Source organism: Polaromonas sp. CG_23.6 (assembly GCF_029892315.1).
In the GTDB taxonomy this organism is placed as follows: domain Bacteria; phylum Pseudomonadota; class Gammaproteobacteria; order Burkholderiales; family Burkholderiaceae_C; genus Polaromonas.
Genome location: NZ_JARXUY010000001.1, coordinates 3,315,062 through 3,333,875, shown reverse-complemented (window position 1 = coordinate 3,333,875; position 18,814 = coordinate 3,315,062). Strand labels below are relative to the sequence as shown.

General features: G+C 60.0%; 15 protein-coding genes and 4 pseudogenes. 6 read left to right on the top strand and 13 right to left on the bottom strand.

Annotated elements, in window-relative coordinates; translation table 11 throughout:
• Positions 1-62 precede the first annotated feature (62 nt).
• Positions 63-689, top strand: coding sequence for a CDP-diacylglycerol--serine O-phosphatidyltransferase (gene pssA, locus H4V98_RS15775; protein WP_196862409.1), 627 nt, complete (start codon positions 63-65; stop codon positions 687-689).
• Positions 690-902: 213 nt separating this feature from the next.
• Complete coding sequence (locus tag H4V98_RS15770; protein ID WP_196862408.1) at positions 903-1,139, top strand: hypothetical protein; 237 nt, start codon at positions 903-905, stop codon at positions 1,137-1,139.
• A gap of 78 nt (positions 1,140-1,217) precedes the next feature.
• On the opposite strand, the pseudogene H4V98_RS15765 reads toward H4V98_RS15770, so the two are convergent.
• Both H4V98_RS15765 and H4V98_RS15760 read right to left on the bottom strand, forming a co-directional pair.
• A pseudogene (locus tag H4V98_RS15765) lies at positions 1,218-1,596 on the bottom strand (ABC transporter permease); the annotation flags it as partial.
• A gap of 730 nt (positions 1,597-2,326) precedes the next feature.
• On the bottom strand, positions 2,327-2,533 hold the full coding sequence (locus H4V98_RS15760; RefSeq protein ID WP_196862406.1) for a hypothetical protein: 207 nt from the start codon (positions 2,531-2,533) through the stop codon (positions 2,327-2,329).
• Positions 2,534-2,573: 40 nt separating this feature from the next.
• Between H4V98_RS15760 and H4V98_RS15755 the strand changes: the two genes are divergently transcribed.
• Together H4V98_RS15755 and bamE are read left to right on the top strand one after the other, a co-directional pair.
• The gene (locus tag H4V98_RS15755; RefSeq protein WP_280757691.1) at positions 2,574-4,805 is read left to right on the top strand and encodes a YadA family autotransporter adhesin; all 2,232 of its coding nucleotides are present in this window, start codon (positions 2,574-2,576) and stop codon (positions 4,803-4,805) included.
• Between the two features lie 31 nt (positions 4,806-4,836).
• A complete protein-coding gene (bamE, locus tag H4V98_RS15750; protein WP_280757690.1) occupies positions 4,837-5,268 on the top strand; it encodes an outer membrane protein assembly factor BamE in 432 nt (143 codons plus the stop codon).
• Positions 5,269-5,393: 125 nt separating this feature from the next.
• Here the strand turns inward: bamE and H4V98_RS15745 are convergent, their stop codons facing one another.
• Positions 5,394-7,970, bottom strand: coding sequence for an ABC transporter permease (locus H4V98_RS15745; RefSeq protein ID WP_280757689.1), 2,577 nt, complete (start codon positions 7,968-7,970; stop codon positions 5,394-5,396).
• A 178-nt stretch (positions 7,971-8,148) separates the two neighbouring features.
• On the opposite strand from H4V98_RS15745, the gene H4V98_RS15740 reads away from it, so the two are divergent.
• Positions 8,149-8,577 carry an Hsp20/alpha crystallin family protein gene (locus H4V98_RS15740; protein WP_280757688.1) on the top strand — a complete coding sequence of 143 codons (429 nt, stop codon included), beginning with the start codon at positions 8,149-8,151 and terminating at the stop codon, positions 8,575-8,577.
• 53 nt (positions 8,578-8,630) lie between these two features.
• On the opposite strand, the gene H4V98_RS15735 is transcribed toward H4V98_RS15740, so the two are convergent.
• The 5 genes and pseudogenes from H4V98_RS15735 to gdhA all read right to left on the bottom strand — a co-directional run bounded on the left by H4V98_RS15735 (position 8,631) and on the right by gdhA (position 13,190).
• A complete protein-coding gene (locus H4V98_RS15735) occupies positions 8,631-9,284 on the bottom strand; it encodes an ABC transporter ATP-binding protein (RefSeq protein ID WP_280757687.1) in 654 nt (217 codons plus the stop codon).
• Positions 9,275-10,309: a tRNA (adenosine(37)-N6)-dimethylallyltransferase MiaA gene (miaA, locus tag H4V98_RS15730; protein ID WP_280757686.1), complete on the bottom strand. Its 1,035-nt coding sequence runs from the start codon at positions 10,307-10,309 to the stop codon at positions 9,275-9,277. The genes H4V98_RS15735 and miaA overlap by 10 nt, the downstream gene beginning before the upstream one ends.
• A gap of 59 nt (positions 10,310-10,368) precedes the next feature.
• The gene (locus tag H4V98_RS15725; RefSeq protein ID WP_280757685.1) at positions 10,369-11,274 is read right to left on the bottom strand and encodes an alpha/beta fold hydrolase; all 906 of its coding nucleotides are present in this window, start codon (positions 11,272-11,274) and stop codon (positions 10,369-10,371) included.
• A gap of 71 nt (positions 11,275-11,345) precedes the next feature.
• Entirely contained in the window at positions 11,346-11,717 is a 372-nt protein-coding gene (locus H4V98_RS15720) for a DUF1090 domain-containing protein (RefSeq protein ID WP_196862398.1), read from the bottom strand.
• 129 nt (positions 11,718-11,846) lie between these two features.
• Positions 11,847-13,190: pseudogene (gdhA, locus tag H4V98_RS15715) on the bottom strand (NADP-specific glutamate dehydrogenase).
• Positions 13,191-13,384: 194 nt separating this feature from the next.
• Here gdhA and H4V98_RS15710 point away from each other — a divergent pair.
• Entirely contained in the window at positions 13,385-13,831 is a 447-nt protein-coding gene (locus H4V98_RS15710) for a DUF3429 domain-containing protein (protein WP_280757684.1), read from the top strand.
• 27 nt (positions 13,832-13,858) lie between these two features.
• Here the strand turns inward: H4V98_RS15710 and H4V98_RS15705 are convergent, their stop codons facing one another.
• From H4V98_RS15705 to mutL, 5 genes and pseudogenes are all read right to left on the bottom strand, one after another.
• Complete coding sequence (locus H4V98_RS15705; RefSeq protein ID WP_280757683.1) at positions 13,859-13,981, bottom strand: hypothetical protein; 123 nt, start codon at positions 13,979-13,981, stop codon at positions 13,859-13,861.
• Positions 13,982-14,048: 67 nt separating this feature from the next.
• Positions 14,049-14,404: pseudogene (locus H4V98_RS15700) on the bottom strand (transposase); the annotation flags it as partial.
• A 118-nt stretch (positions 14,405-14,522) separates the two neighbouring features.
• Positions 14,523-14,849: pseudogene (locus H4V98_RS15695) on the bottom strand (transposase); the annotation flags it as partial.
• A gap of 90 nt (positions 14,850-14,939) precedes the next feature.
• Positions 14,940-15,842 carry a hypothetical protein gene (locus H4V98_RS15690; RefSeq protein WP_196862394.1) on the bottom strand — a complete coding sequence of 301 codons (903 nt, stop codon included), beginning with the start codon at positions 15,840-15,842 and terminating at the stop codon, positions 14,940-14,942.
• 913 nt (positions 15,843-16,755) lie between these two features.
• A complete protein-coding gene (gene mutL, locus H4V98_RS15685) occupies positions 16,756-18,684 on the bottom strand; it encodes a DNA mismatch repair endonuclease MutL (RefSeq protein ID WP_280757682.1) in 1,929 nt (642 codons plus the stop codon).
• Positions 18,685-18,814 lie beyond the last annotated feature (130 nt).

Below are 18,814 nucleotides of genomic sequence, written 5' to 3'. Positions count from 1 at the left end.
CATCAATGCATCCGTCCTGATGGACGATTTCATTTTTAGAAAACTCAGGTACGCTTTCCCTCATGAACCTGCCAAAAATAAACAAGCCTTTCGCCATGATCCGGGAATTCCACCTGGCTGACTGGTTCACGCTGGCCAATGCCATCTGCGGCATCGGAGCCTTGTTTTCCATGATGAGCTACCTGCAGATGAACGACGTCAGGCACGTTTACTTTGCCTGCTGGCTGGTCGTCGCCGCGCTAATTTTCGACGTGCTGGACGGGCGCATTGCCCGCTGGCGCCAGAAAACCTCGGCCATGGGCCGCGAACTCGACTCGCTGGCCGACATCATTTCCTTCGGCGTTGCCCCGGCCGTGATTGCCTACGGCTGCGGCATGCAGGGGCTCTACGACCGCATCATCCTGGCCGGTTTCGTGGCATGCGGCGTGTCCCGGCTGGCGCGTTACAACGTCACCGCCGAGTCGCTGACGGGCGACGGCGGCAAGGTGAAATATTTTGAGGGAACGCCCATTCCGACCTCGCTGGTGCTGGTCATGGTGATGCTGGTCGCCGCCTGGCAAGGCGCGCTGCAGGACTCGCTGTGGTTCGGAAAAATGATGTTCGGCGGCTTCACGCTGCATCCGCTGGTGCTGCTGTTCGCGCTGTCGGGATCGCTGATGGTCAGCCGGATCCGCTTTCCCAAGCTTTGACTCCCGGCCCCAGGCGCTTTTGTCCGCCTGAATGAGCCCATTTCTGCGCCCAACCCCGTGCTGCTTATTCGTTGCTGAAGCGTTTTTACCTGACAGCCAGCTCGTAAAGCAATGCGCAATATTCGTGGGCATGGCCAGAAAAAAGCGTGCTGAATTGGCTGCAACTTGCTACTATTTGTGGTCAACATTTTTTGACACTGACTGGAGACTCTCATGAAACGCATCATTGCCGCTATGGCCCTGGCAAGCTCATCACTGGTTTTTGCCAACAGCTGCCCCACGCACATGAAAGAGATTGACGCCAAGCTTTCAAGCAACCCTGCGGTCGCAGCCGCTGACATGGCAAAGGTCAAAAAGCTTCGCGCTGACGGGGAAACCTTCCACAAGGCGGGCAAGCATGCCGAATCCGAAAAGGCCCTGGGAGAGGCCAAGAAACTTCTCGGCATCTGAATTTCCAGACCGGCACTGACGACTGACCGGCCTGGAGGGGCGCCAGCCGGTCAGGCCGGAATCACCATTTCCCTTTACTGCCAGCACCAGGGCAGCGCACAGCACCAAGGGCCACCACGGTACTTGCAAGACCCTTGTCGAGTGAACGCTTTGCGGCTTCACTACGAACGCCAACACGGTCGACACCACCAGGCCAATTGTCAGCCCGGCCAGCGCGCCAATCACTTTCCAAGTCGCGCCTTCCCGGTCAACTCGCTCAAGATCAGCCAGCGGCTCAGGCCCAATTGGACAGCAGGCCAAACTCCTTGCGCCGCGCCAGCACCTGCGCACTGAAGCTGGCCGCCACGCCGAACAGGCCAATGGCAATCGCCACGCCCTGCAGCCAGTAGGTCACGGCAAAACTGCGGTCAAAAATCTTCAGCGACGTGGTGCGGATCTGGCTAACCGACGCCATTTGCGGCAGCATACCGCCGCTGTTTGGCTGCCAATCGGTCAAGCTGTGGAGATGGTGATGCAGGTAATAGAGCTGCTGGATTTTCCAGCAAAACCTACCTCCATTAAAGACTTCACCATCGGCACAAGCCAAAGCCATCGGTTGAGCCCGCCAAGGTTATAAAAACAATGACAGCATCACGGTTAGCCAGCAACTGGTGTGCCCTGCTCTGACGCGCGACCGCAACACCTTGATCACACGCTAAAAAATCGGTAGCCAGTGGAGGTTTTTAAAAACTTTTCAAGTCGACAACCATCGGGTCAAGTCACCGCTGCAAACACTCGGAACCCAGTGCACGTATCTTTTTGGTGTGATTCGCACCGTGTTCAGACTCGGCCCTCTGAGCATCAAAAACTAGCCCTACCTTGCTCCAAATTTCAGATTTTGCAAAGCAAATATAAAAGTATGTGAGCCAAACTTCCGTAATTTATGAAATTTTTTAAAAACAAAATGAATCATTAAAAACATATTAATCAATTCATTTTCAAATTTATCAATTCATGTTACTGTTCGGAAACATAAATATTGTTTGTTTCTGGATTGAAAAAATGACCTGTTTTACGGGGTCACTCCAACGTCCCGGTTCTCCATATCGCCTGAGCAAGTGCTTCACTAAAGATTGATTAAAAAATTCCGTACTTTTCGTAACGTTATATAGGGTTTGCCCTAAAAAGGAGCATCTGATGAATCGGTCCTACAAATCAATCGGGAATGAATCACTGGGTGCTTGGCTTGCTGCCTTTGAACACTCCAACTTGCGGGGCAGGAAATCAAAAAGCCTGCGCGGACTGATGGCTTGCTCGGTCGTTGCGCTGGCATCTTTTGGACCCATGCAGGCGGCGCAGGCGGCAGGGTTGATCAGCCCTTGTACCGGGGCAAGCTTGCCGAAAAGTGCCGTCATCAATATCCTCAATCCGCTTTTAAATCCACTGGCAACAGCTGTGGATACCTTGACTTTGGGTACGCTTGGATTGAGCAGTATTTATGGCAACCTGGCTGTCGGAAACCCGATTTCCCTGAATGTCCTGGACACGGACGGCAATGTTTTGTCAGCCAATCAGGATTGCAACGTGGTGGGCAATGAATATTCCCTCACCAATCCGGCCGGTGTTGCCATTGGCGGCAACAAAATCACAGGGCTGGGAACGGATGGCGGCACAGCCGCGGTGGCCAGCGAATTGACTGCCGTGGCTCTTGGCAATGGCGCGAACACGGCGACGGGTGCCACCAATGCGGTGGCACTTGGCGAAAATGCCTCTGTGCTTGCCGCCGCGTCCAACTCGGTGGCGCTTGGTGCCAACTCGGTCGCCAATGCGCCCAACACGGTTTCGGTGGGACAGGTCGGCGCCGAGCGCAGGATCGTGAACGTGGAGGCGGGTGTTGCCACCACCGATGCCGCCAATGTCGGGCAGGTCAATGCCATCAGCGCAGTAGCTGGCAACTCGGTGCAGTACGACAACGCAGGCAAGACCAGCGTGACGCTGGGTGGCGCCGGCGCGGTGGCGCCAGTGGCGCTGGGCAATGTGGCTGCAGCCGCGCTGACCAACACCAGCACTGATGCGGTCAATGGTGCGCAGCTGTTTGCCACCAATACCAGTGTGACCAACCTGGACGGGCGCGTGACCACCAATGCGACCAACATCGCTGGCAACACCACGGCCATCACCAACCTGACTGACAACATCACGCAAGGAAAAATTGGCCTGGTGCAACAGGCCGCACCCGGCGCCAACCTGACCATTGGCAGCAGCACCGACGGCGCGGCCATTGATGTGCAGGGAACAGCTGGCCCCCGCCAGATCATCAACGTGGCGGCGGGCGTCAACGCCACCGATGCGGCGAATGTCGGGCAAGTCAATGCCGTCGGCGCGGTGGCAGGCAACTCTGTGCAGTACGACAACGCAGGCAAGACCAGCGTGACACTGGGCGGCGCCAGCGCGCTCGCGCCAGTGGCGCTCGTCAATGTGGCCGCTGGCGCGCTGACAGGCACCAGCACGGACGCGGTCAACGGCGCGCAGCTGTCTGCGACGAATGCCAACGTGACTACCAACACGACGGCCATCAGCAACCTTGATGGCCGTGTGACCACCAACACCGCGAATATCGCAGGCAATACCACCGCCATCAATAATCTGGACAACAAAGTCACCACTATTTCCGGCGACACCAGCACTCAATACACCATGGCAAACGGCAAGGGCATCCGTTACGCGCGCACCAACGAAACAGGCTTGTCTGCAACCGACGCCTACGCCCAGGCGGCCGGTGCGACGGCGGTGGGCTACAACGCCATGGCATCGGCTGAAAATGCCATTGCCGTCGGACATGATGCGCTGGCAAGCGCATCCGATGCGGTCGCCATTGGCCGTGGCGCGGTCGCCAGGGACGGCAAGGCCGTGTCCATCGGCGCGTTAAACACCGCTTCCGGCAACGGCGCGGTCGCCATTGGCGACCCCAATGTGGCCACCGGCGCCGGCGCTGTCGCCATCGGCAAGGACAACACGGCATCGTGCCAGGGCGCAGTTGCCAGCGGCAATGCCAACGTCGCCACAGGCGCCGGGTCGGTCGCCATCGGTGACACCAGCAAGGCCACCGGCCAGGCATCGATTGCCCTGGGCAGCAACGCCGTGGCCAGCGGTGCGTCGTCGGCCGCACTCGGCCAAGCCAGCCAGGCGAGCGCGGCCAACAGCGTGTCGCTGGGCGCTGACGCCATTGCCGTACGAGGCGCTCAGACGGGCTATGCGGCAACCGCCTTGGGCACACCGCAGAATTCTGCCGGTGAAGTTTCTGCGGGACGTGCCGGGAGTGAACGCCAGGTGACCAATGTTGCCCCTGGCAGTGCAGGCACAGACGCGGTGAATGTCAACCAGCTCAACGGCGCCTTGGGAGGCGTCGGCAGTTACCTCAACAATGTGAACAGGCGCATTGACGATGTGGAAAACAAAGCCGACGCGGGCACGGCCGGCGCCATGGCCATGGCCGGCATGCCCCAGGCATACACCCCGGGAAAAAGTATGGTGGCGGCAGGTGCGGCAACCTATCAGGGCCAGACGTCGATTGCGATTGGCGTTTCCCGGCTGTCTGACAACGGCACCTGGGTCTTGAAGGTCAACGGCTCTGCCAACTCACGCGGCAAGGTGGGCATGGCGGTCGGTGCGGGTTATCAGTGGTGAGCAAGAGAACAACCGTGAAGAAGCGCAAAAAATGATTAAAAGATTCGATCTTGCCAAGGTGGCGGTTGCCGCCGTCACGCTGCTGGCCTTGCAGGGGTGCGTTTCCCAACCCGTGAGCCAAGGCCTGACCGATGACGGGCAGGCCACCGAAATCATCTTTCCCGACATCCAGAAAGACGCCACCCTGAAGGAAGGCACCTTTGTAAACCGGACCAACCTGCGCCAGATAGCGCCCGACATGACCAAGAACCAGGTTCACAACCTGCTGGGGGTGCCGCATTTCAGGGAAGGTATGGGAGAAAGTGTCCGCGAATGGGATTACATCTTCAATTTTCGCAATGCTGCCGATTCGGCTTACAGCACATGCCAGTACAAGGTGCTGTTTGACAAGGATCTGAAAACCCGCAATTTCTACTGGCTGCCCGCCTCTTGCGCTGCGGCGCTGAACTCACCGGTCAACTAAAGGAAAGCGCGCTTCTGCGCATAGAGTCGAAACGTTTTAAAGCGGATGCGCGGCAGTTTGCCAGCTGGTGCAGGTTCACGCAAGGTACGGCGAAGGGCGTTTTTCAGGCAGGCCGACGGGTATTTTTACCAATCTTCCTTCACCGCCAGCACCGCATCCCGGCCCGCCGCTGCCCGACCGGCCAGCCAGGCGGTCAGCGTGCCCGCCGCCACCACCGCGGCGCACAGCAACAAAAGCCGCGCCCACGGCACCTGCAAGTCCATGGTCCAGTGAAAGCTTTGCGGGTTCACCACAAACACCAGCACGGTGGACACCGCCAGGCCGAGCGCCAAGCCCGCAAAGGCGCCAATCACCGTCCAGGCCGCGCCTTCGCCGGCCACCACGGTCAGGATTTGCCGCCGTGTCAAGCCCAGGTGAACCAGCAGGCCAAATTCCTTGCGCCGCGCCAGCACCTGCGCACTGAAGCTGGCCGCCACGCCGAACAGGCCAATGGCAATCGCCACGCCCTGCAGCCAGTAGGTCACGGCAAAACTGCGGTCAAAAATCTTCAGCGACGTGGTGCGGATCTGGCTGACCGACGCCATTTCCAGCAGCGCGCCGCCGCCCGGCGACTGGGCATCGGCCAGCTGGCGAATGGCCTGTTGCACGTCGGCATCGGGTACGTTGCCGTTCAACCACAGCGCCACGTCGTTGACGCGCCGGTCGCCGCTCAGGCGCTCGAAGTCGCGCTGGGGCATGGCAATCGCGCCAAACTGGCGGGCATAGTCGCGCCACACGCCGGCCACGTAGAATTTTTGATTTGCTATTGAATTAATAGCTGCTTGCGCCCGTCCCGATTGCGCCAGAGCACTAAAAGACTGTGAAAGTGGCAAAAATACGGTGCCTGGCCGGGCGCCATACAGGTCAACCATCGCCTCGCTGACATAAATGCCGATCTGTCCGTCCGGCACCGGCAGCGCCGCGCCGACCATCGGCAGCGAGGTGGCCGGGTCGTCGATGGGCCGGGAAATCAGCGTGACGGCGGGTTTGCCGGCGTCCAGCAGCAAGGGCGTCGAGCGCAGCGTGCTGACGCGCGCCACGCCGGCCAGACTGCCCAGCGACTCGACGAACCCGGGCGAAAAATAAGCCGCATCGCTGGCCGAGGTGCTCAGCGTGGTGCGCACATACAGGTCGGCCGGCAGCACCACGTCGAGCCAGTGCGTGACGGAGTCGCGAAAGCTGGCCACCATCACCGTCAGTGCCACCGCCAGGCTGAGCGACGCCACCACGCCGCTGACGGCAACCGCCGCGCTTTCGCGCACCCGGCGCGCGCGCTCCACCGCCAGCAGCGGCAGCAAGCGGTGCGCCACCCAGGGGCTGAGCCGGTCGTACAGCAGCGTGATCAGCCAGGGCAGCGCCGTGATGCCGCCGACCAGCAACAGCCCGACTGAAAAATAAGCCGCCAGCGGAATGCCGAATACCGGCGGCAGCAGCGCCAGCAGGCCGCCTGCCGCCAGCAAAAGAAGGCTCAGCCAGTGGCTGGAGCCGCCACCGGGCGCCACGCCCAGTCCCTTCAATGTTTGCGCCGGCGGCAGCTTTTGCGCGGCGCGTGCCGGCCACCAGCCGCCTACGCCCGCCGCCACCACGCCAAGCGCGCCGTAGGTCAGCGCCGCGCCGCTGCTCCACTGCAGCGCCGGTGCGACGCCAGAAAAGTAGCCGCCGCCCAGGTCGCCGCCCAGCAGCCGCAGGGCCAGCGCTGCCAGCCCGGTGCCCAGCGCAATGCCGGCCACACTGCCCACCACGCCCAGCGCCAGCGATTCGATCAGCACAATTTGCAGGCGCTCGCGTCCGCTCAGGCCCAGCACGCCGAGCAGCGCAAACTGCTGCGCCCGCTTGGCCACGCTGAGCGACAGCACCGAAAAAACCAGAAAGGCGCCGGTAAACAGCGCCACCAGCGCCAGCACCGTGAGGTTGACGCGGTAGGCGCGCGACAGGTTGCTGACCCGTTCGGCGTCATCGCCCGGCGCGCTGGCCGTAATACCGGGCGGCAGCTGCAGCGACTCGGCAAAGCTGCGCATGTCCGTGCCGGTTTTGAGCCGCACGTCAATGCGCGACAGCTGGCCAGCCCGGCCGAACAGGTCTTGCGCTGCACCGATGTCCATCACCGCCAGCGGCCCGCCCCCCGCGTTGACGCTGCCGGCGACCAGCACACTGCGCAGCTGAAGGCCGTCTTGCAGTTGCAGCCGGTCGCTGGCAAAGACCTGGCGCGCCGCCGGATTGAGGAACACCGTGGCCGGTAAAAACAGCGCCAGCCGCTCTGCATCTTCAAACGGCACCGGCATCAGCGCCGGGGCAATGGACGCCACGGCCAGGGCATCGACGCCGATGATGCGCAGTGCTTGCCGCCGCGTGGAGTCGCTTTTGGCATCCAGCCCGTAGCTGGTGATTTCCAGCACCGGACTGGCCATGGCCACTTGTGGATGGTTGGCGACACGCGCGTAAAGGCTTTCGTCAAAGCTGCCTTGCACCGCCCGCAATTCCAGGTCGGGCTGGCCATTGACCGCCCGCACCGCCTGCGAGAACTCGCTGAGCGCCGAATTGTTGATGAGGTGAACCGAAAACGCCAGCGCCACGCCCAGCATCACGGCCAGGACGGCAGCGGCATTGCGCCACGGGTGGTGGCGAAGTTCTTGCCAGGAAAAAGTTTGGAGGAGGGCGCGCATGTCCGTCTATTGTGCCCACCGTCACGCGGGGCCGGCCCGGGGAGCGGGGAAAAGGTCTGTTGCTGGAATCAAGCTCATAAATTTACTTATCAGGATCTTGTTTTTGGGCGAAGCGCTCCCATCATCAAAACGTGGATAAAGCCACACGATTCACTGTCAACCATTCAAGGAGGTTCACATGAGTTCACTGATCACCCGCGGCAGTCTGTTTGATGATTTTTTCAGGGACATGACGCCGGGCCTTTACTTCAAGCCCCTGCATGGCGACCCACTGCCCTCGCCCAGTCAGATCAAGCTCGAAGTCAAGGAAACCGACCAGGGCTACACCGTGCAGGCAGAGGTGCCTGGCGTGGCCAAGGATGAGATCCAGGTGTCCATCGATGGCAGTGTTGTCACGCTGAGCGCCGAGGTCAAGCAGTCCGACAGCCAGACCAGCCAAGAAAAGGTGTTGCGCAGCGAACGCTATTACGGCGCGGTGTCGCGCAGTTTTCAGTTGCCAGCCGACATTGACCAAGACGCTGCCAAGGCCAAATACGACAACGGCGTGCTGACACTGACGCTGCCCAAGAAGAAATCAGGTGCCACGCAGCGGCTGACGATTGAGTAATCCGCCGTCTCTGCTGACGCGTAAAGACGCCGGCTTTTTTCAGCTGCTTGAGGTCAGGCGCGGGCCTGCATGCCCTGTGCCGTAAGGTGCAGCACCCGGTCGGCGCGCGCGGCGGCAGCGACTGAATGCGTCACCAGCACCATGGACGCGCCCTGTTCGCGGGTTTGCGCCACCAGCGCATCCATCACCTTGGCGGCGGTGGTCGGGTCGAGGTTGCCGGTGGGCTCGTCGGCCAGCAGCAATCCGGGGCGGTGGACCAGCGCCCGTGCAATCGCCACGCGCTGCAGTTGCCCGCCGCTCAGTTGCTGCGGCAGGCGCTGTCCCAGGCCTTTTAACCCGACGGCTTCAAGCAGCGCCTCGACGCGTGCGTCGTCAGGCTCGTCCAGCAGCAGCAGCGGCAGGGCGACGTTTTGCGCCACGTCCAGGTGCGGCAGCACATGAAAGGCCTGGAACACAAAGCCGACCTGGCGGCGGCGCAGCAGGGCGCGCTGGTCATCGTTTAGGGTGCCCAGGTCAGCGCCGTTCAGCACGACCGTGCCTTCGTCCCAGCTGTCCAGCCCCGCCATGCAGTTAAGCAGCGTCGATTTGCCCACGCCCGACTCTCCGACGATGGCGACGAATTCACCCGGCGCCACGTCGAGCGAGACGTTGCTGAAGACGGCGGCATCGCCGTAGTGCTTGCCCAGCTGGCTGATTTTCAGGCGCATGAAAAGTTGTTCCTGTGTACCTTGACGCGTTCCAACACCTCTTGCAGCGCCGTTGGGTCGTCGCAAGCCACCACTTCGCGCTGCGGCATGGAGCGCAGCCAGGTGATCTGCCGCTTGGCCAGCTGGCGCGTGGCAAAAATGCCCTTGTCGCGCAAGGCGTTGAAGTCTTCTTCGGAAAAATTGTCGCCCAGCCCGTCGGCTTCCAGCGCATCCAGCGCTTCCCACGCCTGGCGGTAACCGACGCAGCGCATGGACGGCAAGTCAGGCATTAAATCTCCCCGGGCGCGCAAGGCCTTGACTTCATCGATGAAGCCAGCGGCCAGCATGGCGTCAAAGCGTTGGGCAATGCGCTGGTGCAGCCAGGCACGGTCTGCTGGTTCAAGGGAAATAAGGGTGTTTGCGCATACTGTGCGGACGCTGTCAGCTATGTTTTTGCTAGCGTTTCGCTGGTGGAAAAACGACAGTGGCTGGCCGGTCAGCCGGAACACTTCCAGCGCCCGCGAAATGCGTTGCGAATCATGCGGCGCCAGGCGCGCGGCGGTGACCGGATCGACCTGTGCCAGTTGCTGGTGCAGTGCCGGCCAGCCCTGGGCGCTGGCTTCAAGCAGCAATGCCGCGCGCACCGCCGGGTCGGCCTTGGGCATGTCGTCGAGGCCGTCAAACAGCGCCTTGAAATACAGCATGGTGCCGCCCACCAGCAGCGGCAGCTTGCCGCGTGCGCTGATGTCTTCGATCAGCCGCTGCGCGTCCTGCACGAATTCAGCCGCGCTGTAAGCCTGCAGCGGATCGCGAATGTCGATCAGGTGATGCGGCACGGCGGCCAGTTCGTGGGCAGCAGGCTTGGCAGTGCCGATGTCCATGCCCCGGTAAACCAGGGCTGAATCGACGCTGATGATCTCGACCGGGTACTGCCGGGCAATGGCCAGCGCGGCAGCGGTTTTGCCTGATGCCGTGGGGCCGGCCAGGCCAATGCAAAAGGTGCGGGAATATGGCGCGCTGCGCGCCGGTACAAAAGAATCAGGCATGCGCTTGAGGCTACCAGAAAGCCCTGCCAGCGCAGGCGCCCCGGTGTCCGGTTTGGGGCTTAGGGCCGCAGCAGCTGGGGCGACACCAAAGGCACGACTGCGCGTGTGGGGCTGGCGCCAAACAGCGTGGCCAGCGCCACGCGGTACTGTTCCTGCCCCAGGGTGTTGGTGCTGTGGTGCGAGCCACCCTTGACCAGCACAAAAGCCTTGGGCTCGGGTGCCGCGTCATACAGCTTGCGCCCCAGCGCCGGCAGGATCAGCGTGTCGTTCGCGCCATGCACCACCAGCAGCGGCGCGCCCAGGTGGGCAACTTTTTCCAGCGAATCGAAAGGCTGGGTGATCAGGGCGCGCAGTGGCAGCCAGCCCCATTTCATGGTGCTGAGCACATCGGCAATCGAGGTGAATGTGCCTTCGACAATCGTGCCGGCCTCGTCATTGACCTTGGCAGCCAGTTCGATCGCGACCGCGCCGCCCAGCGAATGGCCGAAGATGTAGCGCGGCTGCTGCGGGTGCCGGGCGCCCAGCCAGTCCCAGGCGGCGCGTGCATCCTCGTAGGCCATGTTTTCCGACGGCAGGTCGGGCGAGCTTTTGCCAAAACCCCGGTAGTCAATCGCCAGCACCGAAAACCCCAGTTCCTGCATGCGGCGGATGCGCGGTGCCGAGCCTTCGACATTCCAGCGCGCGCCGTGCAGGAACAGCAGCACTGGTGCCTTGGCACCGTTCCAGGCGGCGTGCCCCGGGTCGGCGGGCAGCCACAGGCCGTGCAGCTTGACGGGGTTGCCGGTGGCTTTCGAGTCAAACTTGATCCAGACATCCTGCATGTCCCGCGCCAGCTCGGCGCTGCCGCCCCAGCTGCTGTCACTGGGCTGGAAGATCCAGCCGCGTTGCTTCTGGTCCAGTGCCGTGCCGCCTGCAAGCAGTGCAAAGGCGAACAGCAGAAAAAAAAGGATGGGCCAGCGTTTCATCACTTTATAGAGCGAGCCGCGCTGTAAAAGTTCTCGCGTGCAAGTCTCTACTGGCTGTGGGCTGCCGCCGACTAAGGCAAGAGCGGCCTTTGCACTTGGGTCAAATCGTTGTGCGCCTTGTCCAGGCTGGCCTGTTGAATGGCAATTTTGCGGGTATCTCCTTTAGCCTGCGCCTTGGCCAGCTTTTGCTCGCGCTCTGCAATTTTTTTTGTGGCTCTTTTGATATCGCTTTCACGATCGGCCGCCAGTGAGGCGTCAGTGCAGTGGGACTGCGTGGCGCGCAAGGCCCTTTGCATGCCGGCGATCTGGTGTTGCCTGCCCTGTGCCTGCGCTTGGCCCACCTCGAATTCGATGCGTGTGAGTTTGGCGGCGCAGGCAGGCTCTGCGGCCAGCATTGGGGTGGCAGCAAGGACCAGCAGGCTGGCAATAAAAAGTTGTTTCATGGATTTTTCTGCAAAAGAATGCAAATGGATGCCAGTTGGCAAATAGACGTGCGGGGCAGTGCAATGCACACAGGCATAAAAAAAGGGGCTGTAATGCCCCTTTGGTTTGACTGTCTTCGATGAGTCAGTTTACACCACGCCTTGCGCCAGCATCGCATCGGCCACCTTGACAAAGCCCGCCACGTTGGCGCCATCGACATAGCTGACTGTTCCGTCTTCGCGGCGGCCGTGCTGCAGGCAGGCGCTGTGAATGTCCTGCATGATCTGCAGCAGCCGCGCGTCCACCTCGTCGCGCGACCACGACAGGCGCATGGCGTTTTGGCTCATTTACAGCCCTGACGTCGCCACGCCGCCGGCATTGCTTGCCTTGCCCGGCGCGTAGAGCACGCCGTTGCTTTCAAACACCCGCACAGCGTCCAGCGTCGAAGGCATGTTCGCGCCTTCTGCCACGCAGAGCAGGCCGTTTTTCACCAGCAATTTGGCGTCGTCGATGTCCAGCTCGTTTTGCGTGGCGCAGGGCAGGGCGACATCGACCGGCACATGCCACGGGCGAACGCCCGCGTGGAAGGCCGCGCCGGTACGCTCGGCGTAGTCGTTGACGCGGCCGTACAGATGGTTCTTGACTTCCATCAGTTCGGCCAGTTTTTCGGTGGTGAAACCGTCTTCGTCGACGATGGTGCCGCTGGAGTCCGACACGGTGATGACCTTGGCGCCCAACGCCATGGCTTTTTCCACTGCGTACTGCGCCACGTTGCCCGAGCCCGACACGCTGACACGCAAGCCGTCCATCGAGCGGCCTTGTTGTTTCAGCATTTCCTGCGCGAAATAAACCGTGCCGTAACCGGTGGCTTCCGGGCGGATCAGCGAGCCGCCAAAGCTCAGGCCCTTGCCCGTGAACACGCAGTCCGAGCGGTTGCTGAGTTTTTTGTACATGCCGGCGATGTAGCCGATTTCTCGTCCGCCCACGCCCATGTCGCCGGCCGGCACGTCGGTGTCGCTGCCGATGTAGCGGAACAACTCGCTGGCAAACGCCTGGCAAAAGCGCATGACTTCCAGCGGGCTCTTGCCCTTGGGGTCAAAGTCCGAGCCGCCCTTGCCGCCGCCCATGGGCAGCGTGGTCAGCGCGTTCTTGAGGGTTTGCTCGAAGGCGAGGAATTTCAGGATCGACAAATTCACCGAAGGATGAAAACGCAGTCCGCCCTTGTAGGGACCGATGGCCGAACTGTGCTGGATGCGGTAGCCGCGGTTGACGCGCACTTGGCCCCGGTCATCAATCCATGAGACGCGGAACATGATGGTGCGCTCCGGCTCGATCAGGCGGTCGAGCAGGCCGTGTTCGGCGTATTTGGGGTGTTTTTCAACATAAGGCCACAGGCTTTCCAGCACTTCGGTCGTAGCCTGCAGAAATTCCGGCTGGCCTGGATTGCAGCCGGCGACATGGCTTAAAAAGCTGTCCAGGGTTTGGTATCTCATCTGTTTTATTCCTTATTTTGGTGCATTGACAATGCGGAAATAACATTCTGCCGGGTAAGCGCCTTGTTTTTCGCTTCTGGCCACACCGACAGATACGAATTGCACCAAACTAAGGCTTTCAATGTCGGCAGAAAACAGGCCAATCTTTGCGCCTATGACGGGTGCTTCACAAATGCCACCTCTAAACTTCAGCCATGATGACCAACGATTTTTCAACCCCTTCCGCCTTTGCCCGCATCCTGGGGCTGGCGGGCCTGCTGCCTTTTCTGGCCGGTGCGGTGGCGCTGGCCGCACTGGATACACCCAGTTTGAAGGCTTGGGCGGGAACGGCGTTGGTAGCCTACGGTGCGTTAATTGCCACGTTTCTCGGTGGCATTCATTGGGGGCTGGCAATGCAGGGTGTTCAATCCGTGAACCTGCGGTTGGGCTGGGGCGTTACGCCCAGCCTGCTGGCCTGGATGGCAGTCATGCTGCCGCCTACCATCGGCCTGCCATGGCTGGCCGCGTTGCTGGTGATCTGCTATGCGGTAGATCGAAGGCTGTATGCCAGCGCAGGATTGTCAGTCTGGCTGGGGCTGCGACTGCAACTCACCTGCGTTGCTACGCTCAGTTGTCTGGTTGGCGCCTGGGCGGCGCGTTGAATCGCTTGTCGCCGGGTCGCCGGGCTTTCAGCGCCCGCGTAAAAACAGTCCGTCCAGTTCCTTGATGCTGACCTGCCGCCAGGTCGGCTGGCCGTGGTTGCACTGGTCGGAGCGGTCAGTGGCTTCCATCTGGTGCAGCAGGGCGTTCATTTGAAAGCAACCGGGCAATACACCTTGAATTTAGCAACCTCATTGTGGCATAGAGGGGGGCCTGAGCAGGCTCCCAGCGGTGGGGCAGCAGTTGTGCAATCAGGCTGTTCTTGTGGGTGGGCAACCGGCTGAGCACATTCTTGAGGTAGGCGTACGGGTCATGTCCGCTCAGCCGGGCGCTCTGGATCAGGCTCATGATGGCAGCGGCGCGCCGGCCCGCCCGCAGCAATCCAGCGAACAGCCAGTTTGAGTGCCTACGGCCACAGGTCGGAGCTGGTTTTCCATCCAGTTGTTGTCGATCGGCAATTGCCAGTCATCCAGGAAACGCATGAGCGCGCCCCAGCGCCTAAAGCTGTAATCGAGTGCCTTGGCCGTGGCTGAGCCGTCCGCGATTTGGCTACGCTGGAGCACCATCCATTGGTAGCGGCTCGATCACCCGCTCCTGTGCGTCATAAGCCTTGTCAGCGATGACTGTCGCGCCTGGCGTGCCCATGAGCAGCACGTCTGCGCCCCATCGCCTCGCATTGCTCAGGCACCTTTTTTTGGCCCCCGCGCTGTGCTGGCGGGCCCTGACGATGGTCGAGTCGATCAAAACGTATTCATTGTCTGCATCTTGGGGTAAAGCTTCAAAAATGCATTGCCATACGCCAGTGCGACTCCAGCGCGAGTGGCGCAAGTGCACGAGCCGAAAGTCGCCAAAGCGCTCGAGCAGATCGTACTACGGGATGCCGGCGCGGCTGCGGTACAGCACAGCCTCAACGAACAGCCGATTGTCCCGGGCAGTCAGACCTACGGTTTCCTCGCGTCCTGGCAGCAAATTCTTGATGCGTTTCCATTGATCATCTCGATGTGCATATCTTTTGGTCATGCCTGTCAAAATAGGGCGAGCAACCGGCTATTCAAGAGCATTGGATTTACTGGCAATTGATGGCAAGCCCTAAAGTCAGGCAGCATTTATTTATTCCGACTTGTTGGCGCAGCAACTGTCAAACATGGTTTTTGCCCGTTTAGCGATCAGCGCTACGTATTCTGGCGACTCACCCTGCAGCAAATTACTTTTGTCAAATTGAGCGGGTATCGATCTGTCTTGTTGACTTATCAGCATGTATGTCAAAAAATCGTCTTTATTTGCTGGGGCGAATGAAGTGCCGATGGATATTCTGGCCATTTGTAATACAGCGCGGGCGTTACCGGACGCAGCAAGCTCTTTCAGGGTGCTGATGACGCCATTTTGTTCGGCTGTGTTGGGTGCCCGGGGCTGGTATTCTTTGTCGAGTTCGTTAAAGTACGCCGCGTTGCGGTTTTCGATTAAATCGATCTTTTGTTCCACGATGTCAATTCGAGCGTCTGCAACGTTCTGTTTAGCTGCCAATTCCAGCAGCATAGGGGCCATATCGAGCTGCGCGGGAGTCAATCCGCTGCAATTCTGACGACGGTGCTGCGCAACGCTGATAAATTGTCGACCTTGTGAATCGTTGTTATTGCTGTCATTGTCATCTGTGGAGTCGTCTGGGTTAGCTGGCGCACACGAAGTCAAACGCTTACTCAGTTCATACGATAATTTGCTATCGCCTGCTCGTGCTTGTAAGAGTAGCTGGTCAAATTGAGTTATTAATTCCAGGCTATTTAGGCTGTTAATTTCATTTTTGAGTTTTTCAGGGATAGGCTGCTGCGTCACTATTTTCACTTCCAGACTTTGCTCGGTCGGTAGTGTTTTTAAATCATTAAATGAATTACTATCTAAAATGGCTTGCGGTTTTGTGTTCTGGTTTGAATCAACGAATTCACTAGCAACTGACCAAAGCAATAAAACAGAGCATGTGGCGATGATAAACTTAGAAGCACTTTCAATATGTTTCATTTTTCAATATGCTTATTAATAAATTATAAATATTTTAAGATGCAGGATAAGTGCTTTTAACTGCGGTATATTTTTGATGGCAGCCTGTTGATATATTTTTTCGAGAGTTACGAATAATATTCCTCTGCATCTTTCTTTGTTAGCTTAGCTTCTTCAGCCAAAAAGCTATACGTAACAATACGTACATTCAGGTTTTTGCGTTGCCTAGAGTTTATTCTCATACATCCTAAGCTTTTCCTGCGATGAGTATCGCGGTGAACTAGATCGAAGTCATTTTTTTCTGTGTACACCCAATCTTTCAGGCTTGGCTAATGGGCAGCGAAAAAAGTGCTGCTTGGAGAAAACGTGTAACTTAGAATCCGCATATAAATAATGGCTTGGGCGTTCTTGCCAGTTGAACCTCAGCAGTTTTTATTTGAGAAATCTCGTACAACGCTTATCTATTGCTTTAAAACAAAATTATGCTAAGTCCGCATAACTCTTCCTCAAGACGCACCAGCCGGTTGGTCTTTCAATAAAGGTGAAGCGGATCAGTTTTAGTGTCAGTACCTTCTATATTTCCAACAAGGAAATGCGCAAGGGCGTTTATCTCTATGAGATGGGTGTCTTGGTGCCCCGGGCGGAGCTGGTCGGGCTGATCCAGTCGCATCCGCCCTCTGGCAAAATTTTCACGCCTCCTCTAGCGTGGAAACCTGCTACAAGTCCATTTCATGCAGCAATGGTTCCCTCTTTCGGACTCCACTGTCAATCAGGCTTTGCACAGCCCGCTGCTTTGTCGTGAGTTTCCGCGGCTCTATCCGGCCGCCCCCCTGAGAGCACCAGTTTGAGAGTTGGCGGCTTGCGCAAAGAAAAATGATTTGGCTCTGTGCAGCTCGGGCGTAATGCGCTTATTAACGCAGGTTGTTTCTTTGTACTAGCGCCCGCGCAAGAACAGCGCGTCCAGGTTTTTGATGCTGACCTGCCGCCACGTCGGCCGGCCGTGGTTGCACTGGTCGGAGCGGTCAGTGGCTTCCATCTGGCGCAGCAGGGCGTTCATTTCTTCAATCGTCAGGTACCGGTTGGCGCGCACCGCGCCGTGGCAGGCCATGGTGCCCAGCAGTTCGTGGTGCGCCCGCTCGACCACGGTGCTGGCTTCCATCTGCGCCAGTTCGGCGAGCACGCTTCTTGCCAGTTCCACTGCATCGCCGGTTGCCAGGCTTGTCGGCACCGCCCGTACCGCCAGCGTTTTGGGTGAAAACGGCGTGATTTCCAGACCCAGCAGGGCCAGTGTGTCGCTGCAGGCCTCGGCGGTCGCCACTTCATGCGGCGTGGCGGCAAACGTTGCCGGAATCAGCAAGGGCTGGCTGGCGATGCGCGAGGCTTCAAACTGGCTTTTCAGCCGTTCATAGACGATGCGCTCGTGGGCCGCATGCATGTCAACAACGATCAGGCCCTGGCTGTTTTCGGCCAGGATGTAAATGCCCCGCAACTGCGCTAAAGCGCGGCCCAGCGGCCAGTCGCCGTGGGGCAGGGCGACCTCTTGCGGCGGACTGGATGGCTGGGGTTCGGGCGTGGCAGCGAAGGAGCTGTTGAGTGGACGGTCACGCGCAGCGGGTGTGAGCGTGCCGGGCGGCACCGGCCACAGCGCTTCGAAGTCCGAAACGCGATTTCCGTCGTTTGCTCCGAATTTAATAGCTGGCTGCGCCCATCCCTGTTGCGCAAAAGCCTGTTTTGGATTCAAACTGAAATTCAGCGAGGGTTGGGGGGTGGCCTCGGCGGGCGTGGCGTTTGCGCTGGCTACGCCGGCGCGGGGCGCAGCCAAGGCGTCCTGCACGCCATGGCGCATTGCCTGGTGCACTTCACGGCTGTCGCGAAAACGCACCTCTATCTTGGTCGGGTGGACGTTCACATCGACCCGCGCCGGGTCGATCTCGACATACAGCGCATACACCGGCTGGCGGTGGCCGTGCAGTACGTCCTCGTAGGCGCTGCGGGCGGCATGCGCCAGCACCTTGTCGCGCACAAAACGGCCGTTGACATAGGCAAACTGCTGGTCGGCGCGTGAGCGGGCGGCGTCTGGAATGCCAGCCCGACCCCAAACGCGCACCGCTGGCTGGCCATTGGCCCGCAGCGCGCTGCTTTCGTAATGCACTGTCACCGACTGCCGGGCGAATTCGGCGCCCAGCACATCGGCCAGGCGCTGGGTGTGGGCTTCAAAACCGTCGGTGCCCTTTGGCCCTACGCAGGCGCGCCATTGCTCGACCAGTTTGCCTTCGTGCCAGATCGCAAAGCCGACATCGGGCCGCACCAGGGCATGGCGGCGTACGGCTTCAATACAGTGCGCCAGCTCGGTGGCGTCGGTTTTCAGGAACTTGCGCCGCGCCGGCGTGGCATAGAACAACTCGCGCACCTCGACGCTGGTGCCGAGCGCACGTGGCGCTGGCTTGAGTTCGCCAGTGCGGCCGTCAAGCTGCCAGGCGTGTTCGGTGTCCGGCGTGCGCGAGATCAGGCTCATGTCGGCAATCGAATTGATCGCCGCCAGCGCCTCGCCCCGAAAACCCATGGTCCCGACGGCTTCCAGGTCTTGTAGCGACGCGATCTTGCTGGTGGCATGGCGGCGCAGCGCCACAGGCAGTTCTTCCCGGGCAATGCCCAGGCCGTCGTCTTCCACCAGAATCAGCCGCACGCCACCCGCAGACAGGCGCACCGTGACCTGCGTCGCTCCGGCGTCCAGCGCGTTGTCGAGCAGTTCGCGCACCACCGAAGCCGGTCGTTCCACCACCTCGCCAGCGGCGATCTGGCTGATCAGTTCATCGGGAAGGTCACGGATGGGTCGGCGCGCGGCCAGGTCTTTAAGCGTCATGAAGCGCCAATTCTAGGCGCAGCCCAAGCTTGCATGGCCGTTCTGCCGAGGCTGAGGCCCTTAGGCGGTGTCTCGTGGAACCCTCGTCAAGAAGCGTACATAAGAGGAACATGAACGCCAACCAATGCAA

Excerpts from the sequence above, each read along its gene's own strand:
- H4V98_RS15770 (WP_196862408.1), top strand. The coding sequence starts at position 903 with ATGAAACGCATCATTGCCGCTATGGCCCTGGCAAGCTCATCACTGGTT.
- H4V98_RS15760 (WP_196862406.1), bottom strand. The coding sequence starts at position 2,533 with ATGACGGCACTTTTCGGCAAGCTTGCCCCGGTACAAGGGCTGATCAAC.
- H4V98_RS15745 (WP_280757689.1), bottom strand. The coding sequence starts at position 7,970 with ATGCGCGCCCTCCTCCAAACTTTTTCCTGGCAAGAACTTCGCCACCAC.
- H4V98_RS15710 (WP_280757684.1), top strand. The coding sequence starts at position 13,385 with ATGATGACCAACGATTTTTCAACCCCTTCCGCCTTTGCCCGCATCCTG.
- miaA (WP_280757686.1), bottom strand. The coding sequence starts at position 10,309 with ATGCCTGATTCTTTTGTACCGGCGCGCAGCGCGCCATATTCCCGCACC.
- pssA (WP_196862409.1), top strand. The coding sequence starts at position 63 with ATGAACCTGCCAAAAATAAACAAGCCTTTCGCCATGATCCGGGAATTC.
- mutL (WP_280757682.1), bottom strand. The coding sequence starts at position 18,684 with ATGACGCTTAAAGACCTGGCCGCGCGCCGACCCATCCGTGACCTTCCC.
- H4V98_RS15690 (WP_196862394.1), bottom strand. The coding sequence starts at position 15,842 with ATGAAACATATTGAAAGTGCTTCTAAGTTTATCATCGCCACATGCTCT.
- H4V98_RS15705 (WP_280757683.1), bottom strand. The coding sequence starts at position 13,981 with ATGAACGCCCTGCTGCACCAGATGGAAGCCACTGACCGCTCCGACCAG.
- H4V98_RS15725 (WP_280757685.1), bottom strand. The coding sequence starts at position 11,274 with ATGAAACGCTGGCCCATCCTTTTTTTTCTGCTGTTCGCCTTTGCACTG.
- H4V98_RS15720 (WP_196862398.1), bottom strand. The coding sequence starts at position 11,717 with ATGAAACAACTTTTTATTGCCAGCCTGCTGGTCCTTGCTGCCACCCCA.
- H4V98_RS15735 (WP_280757687.1), bottom strand. The coding sequence starts at position 9,284 with ATGCGCCTGAAAATCAGCCAGCTGGGCAAGCACTACGGCGATGCCGCC.
- bamE (WP_280757690.1), top strand. The coding sequence starts at position 4,837 with ATGATTAAAAGATTCGATCTTGCCAAGGTGGCGGTTGCCGCCGTCACG.
- H4V98_RS15740 (WP_280757688.1), top strand. The coding sequence starts at position 8,149 with ATGAGTTCACTGATCACCCGCGGCAGTCTGTTTGATGATTTTTTCAGG.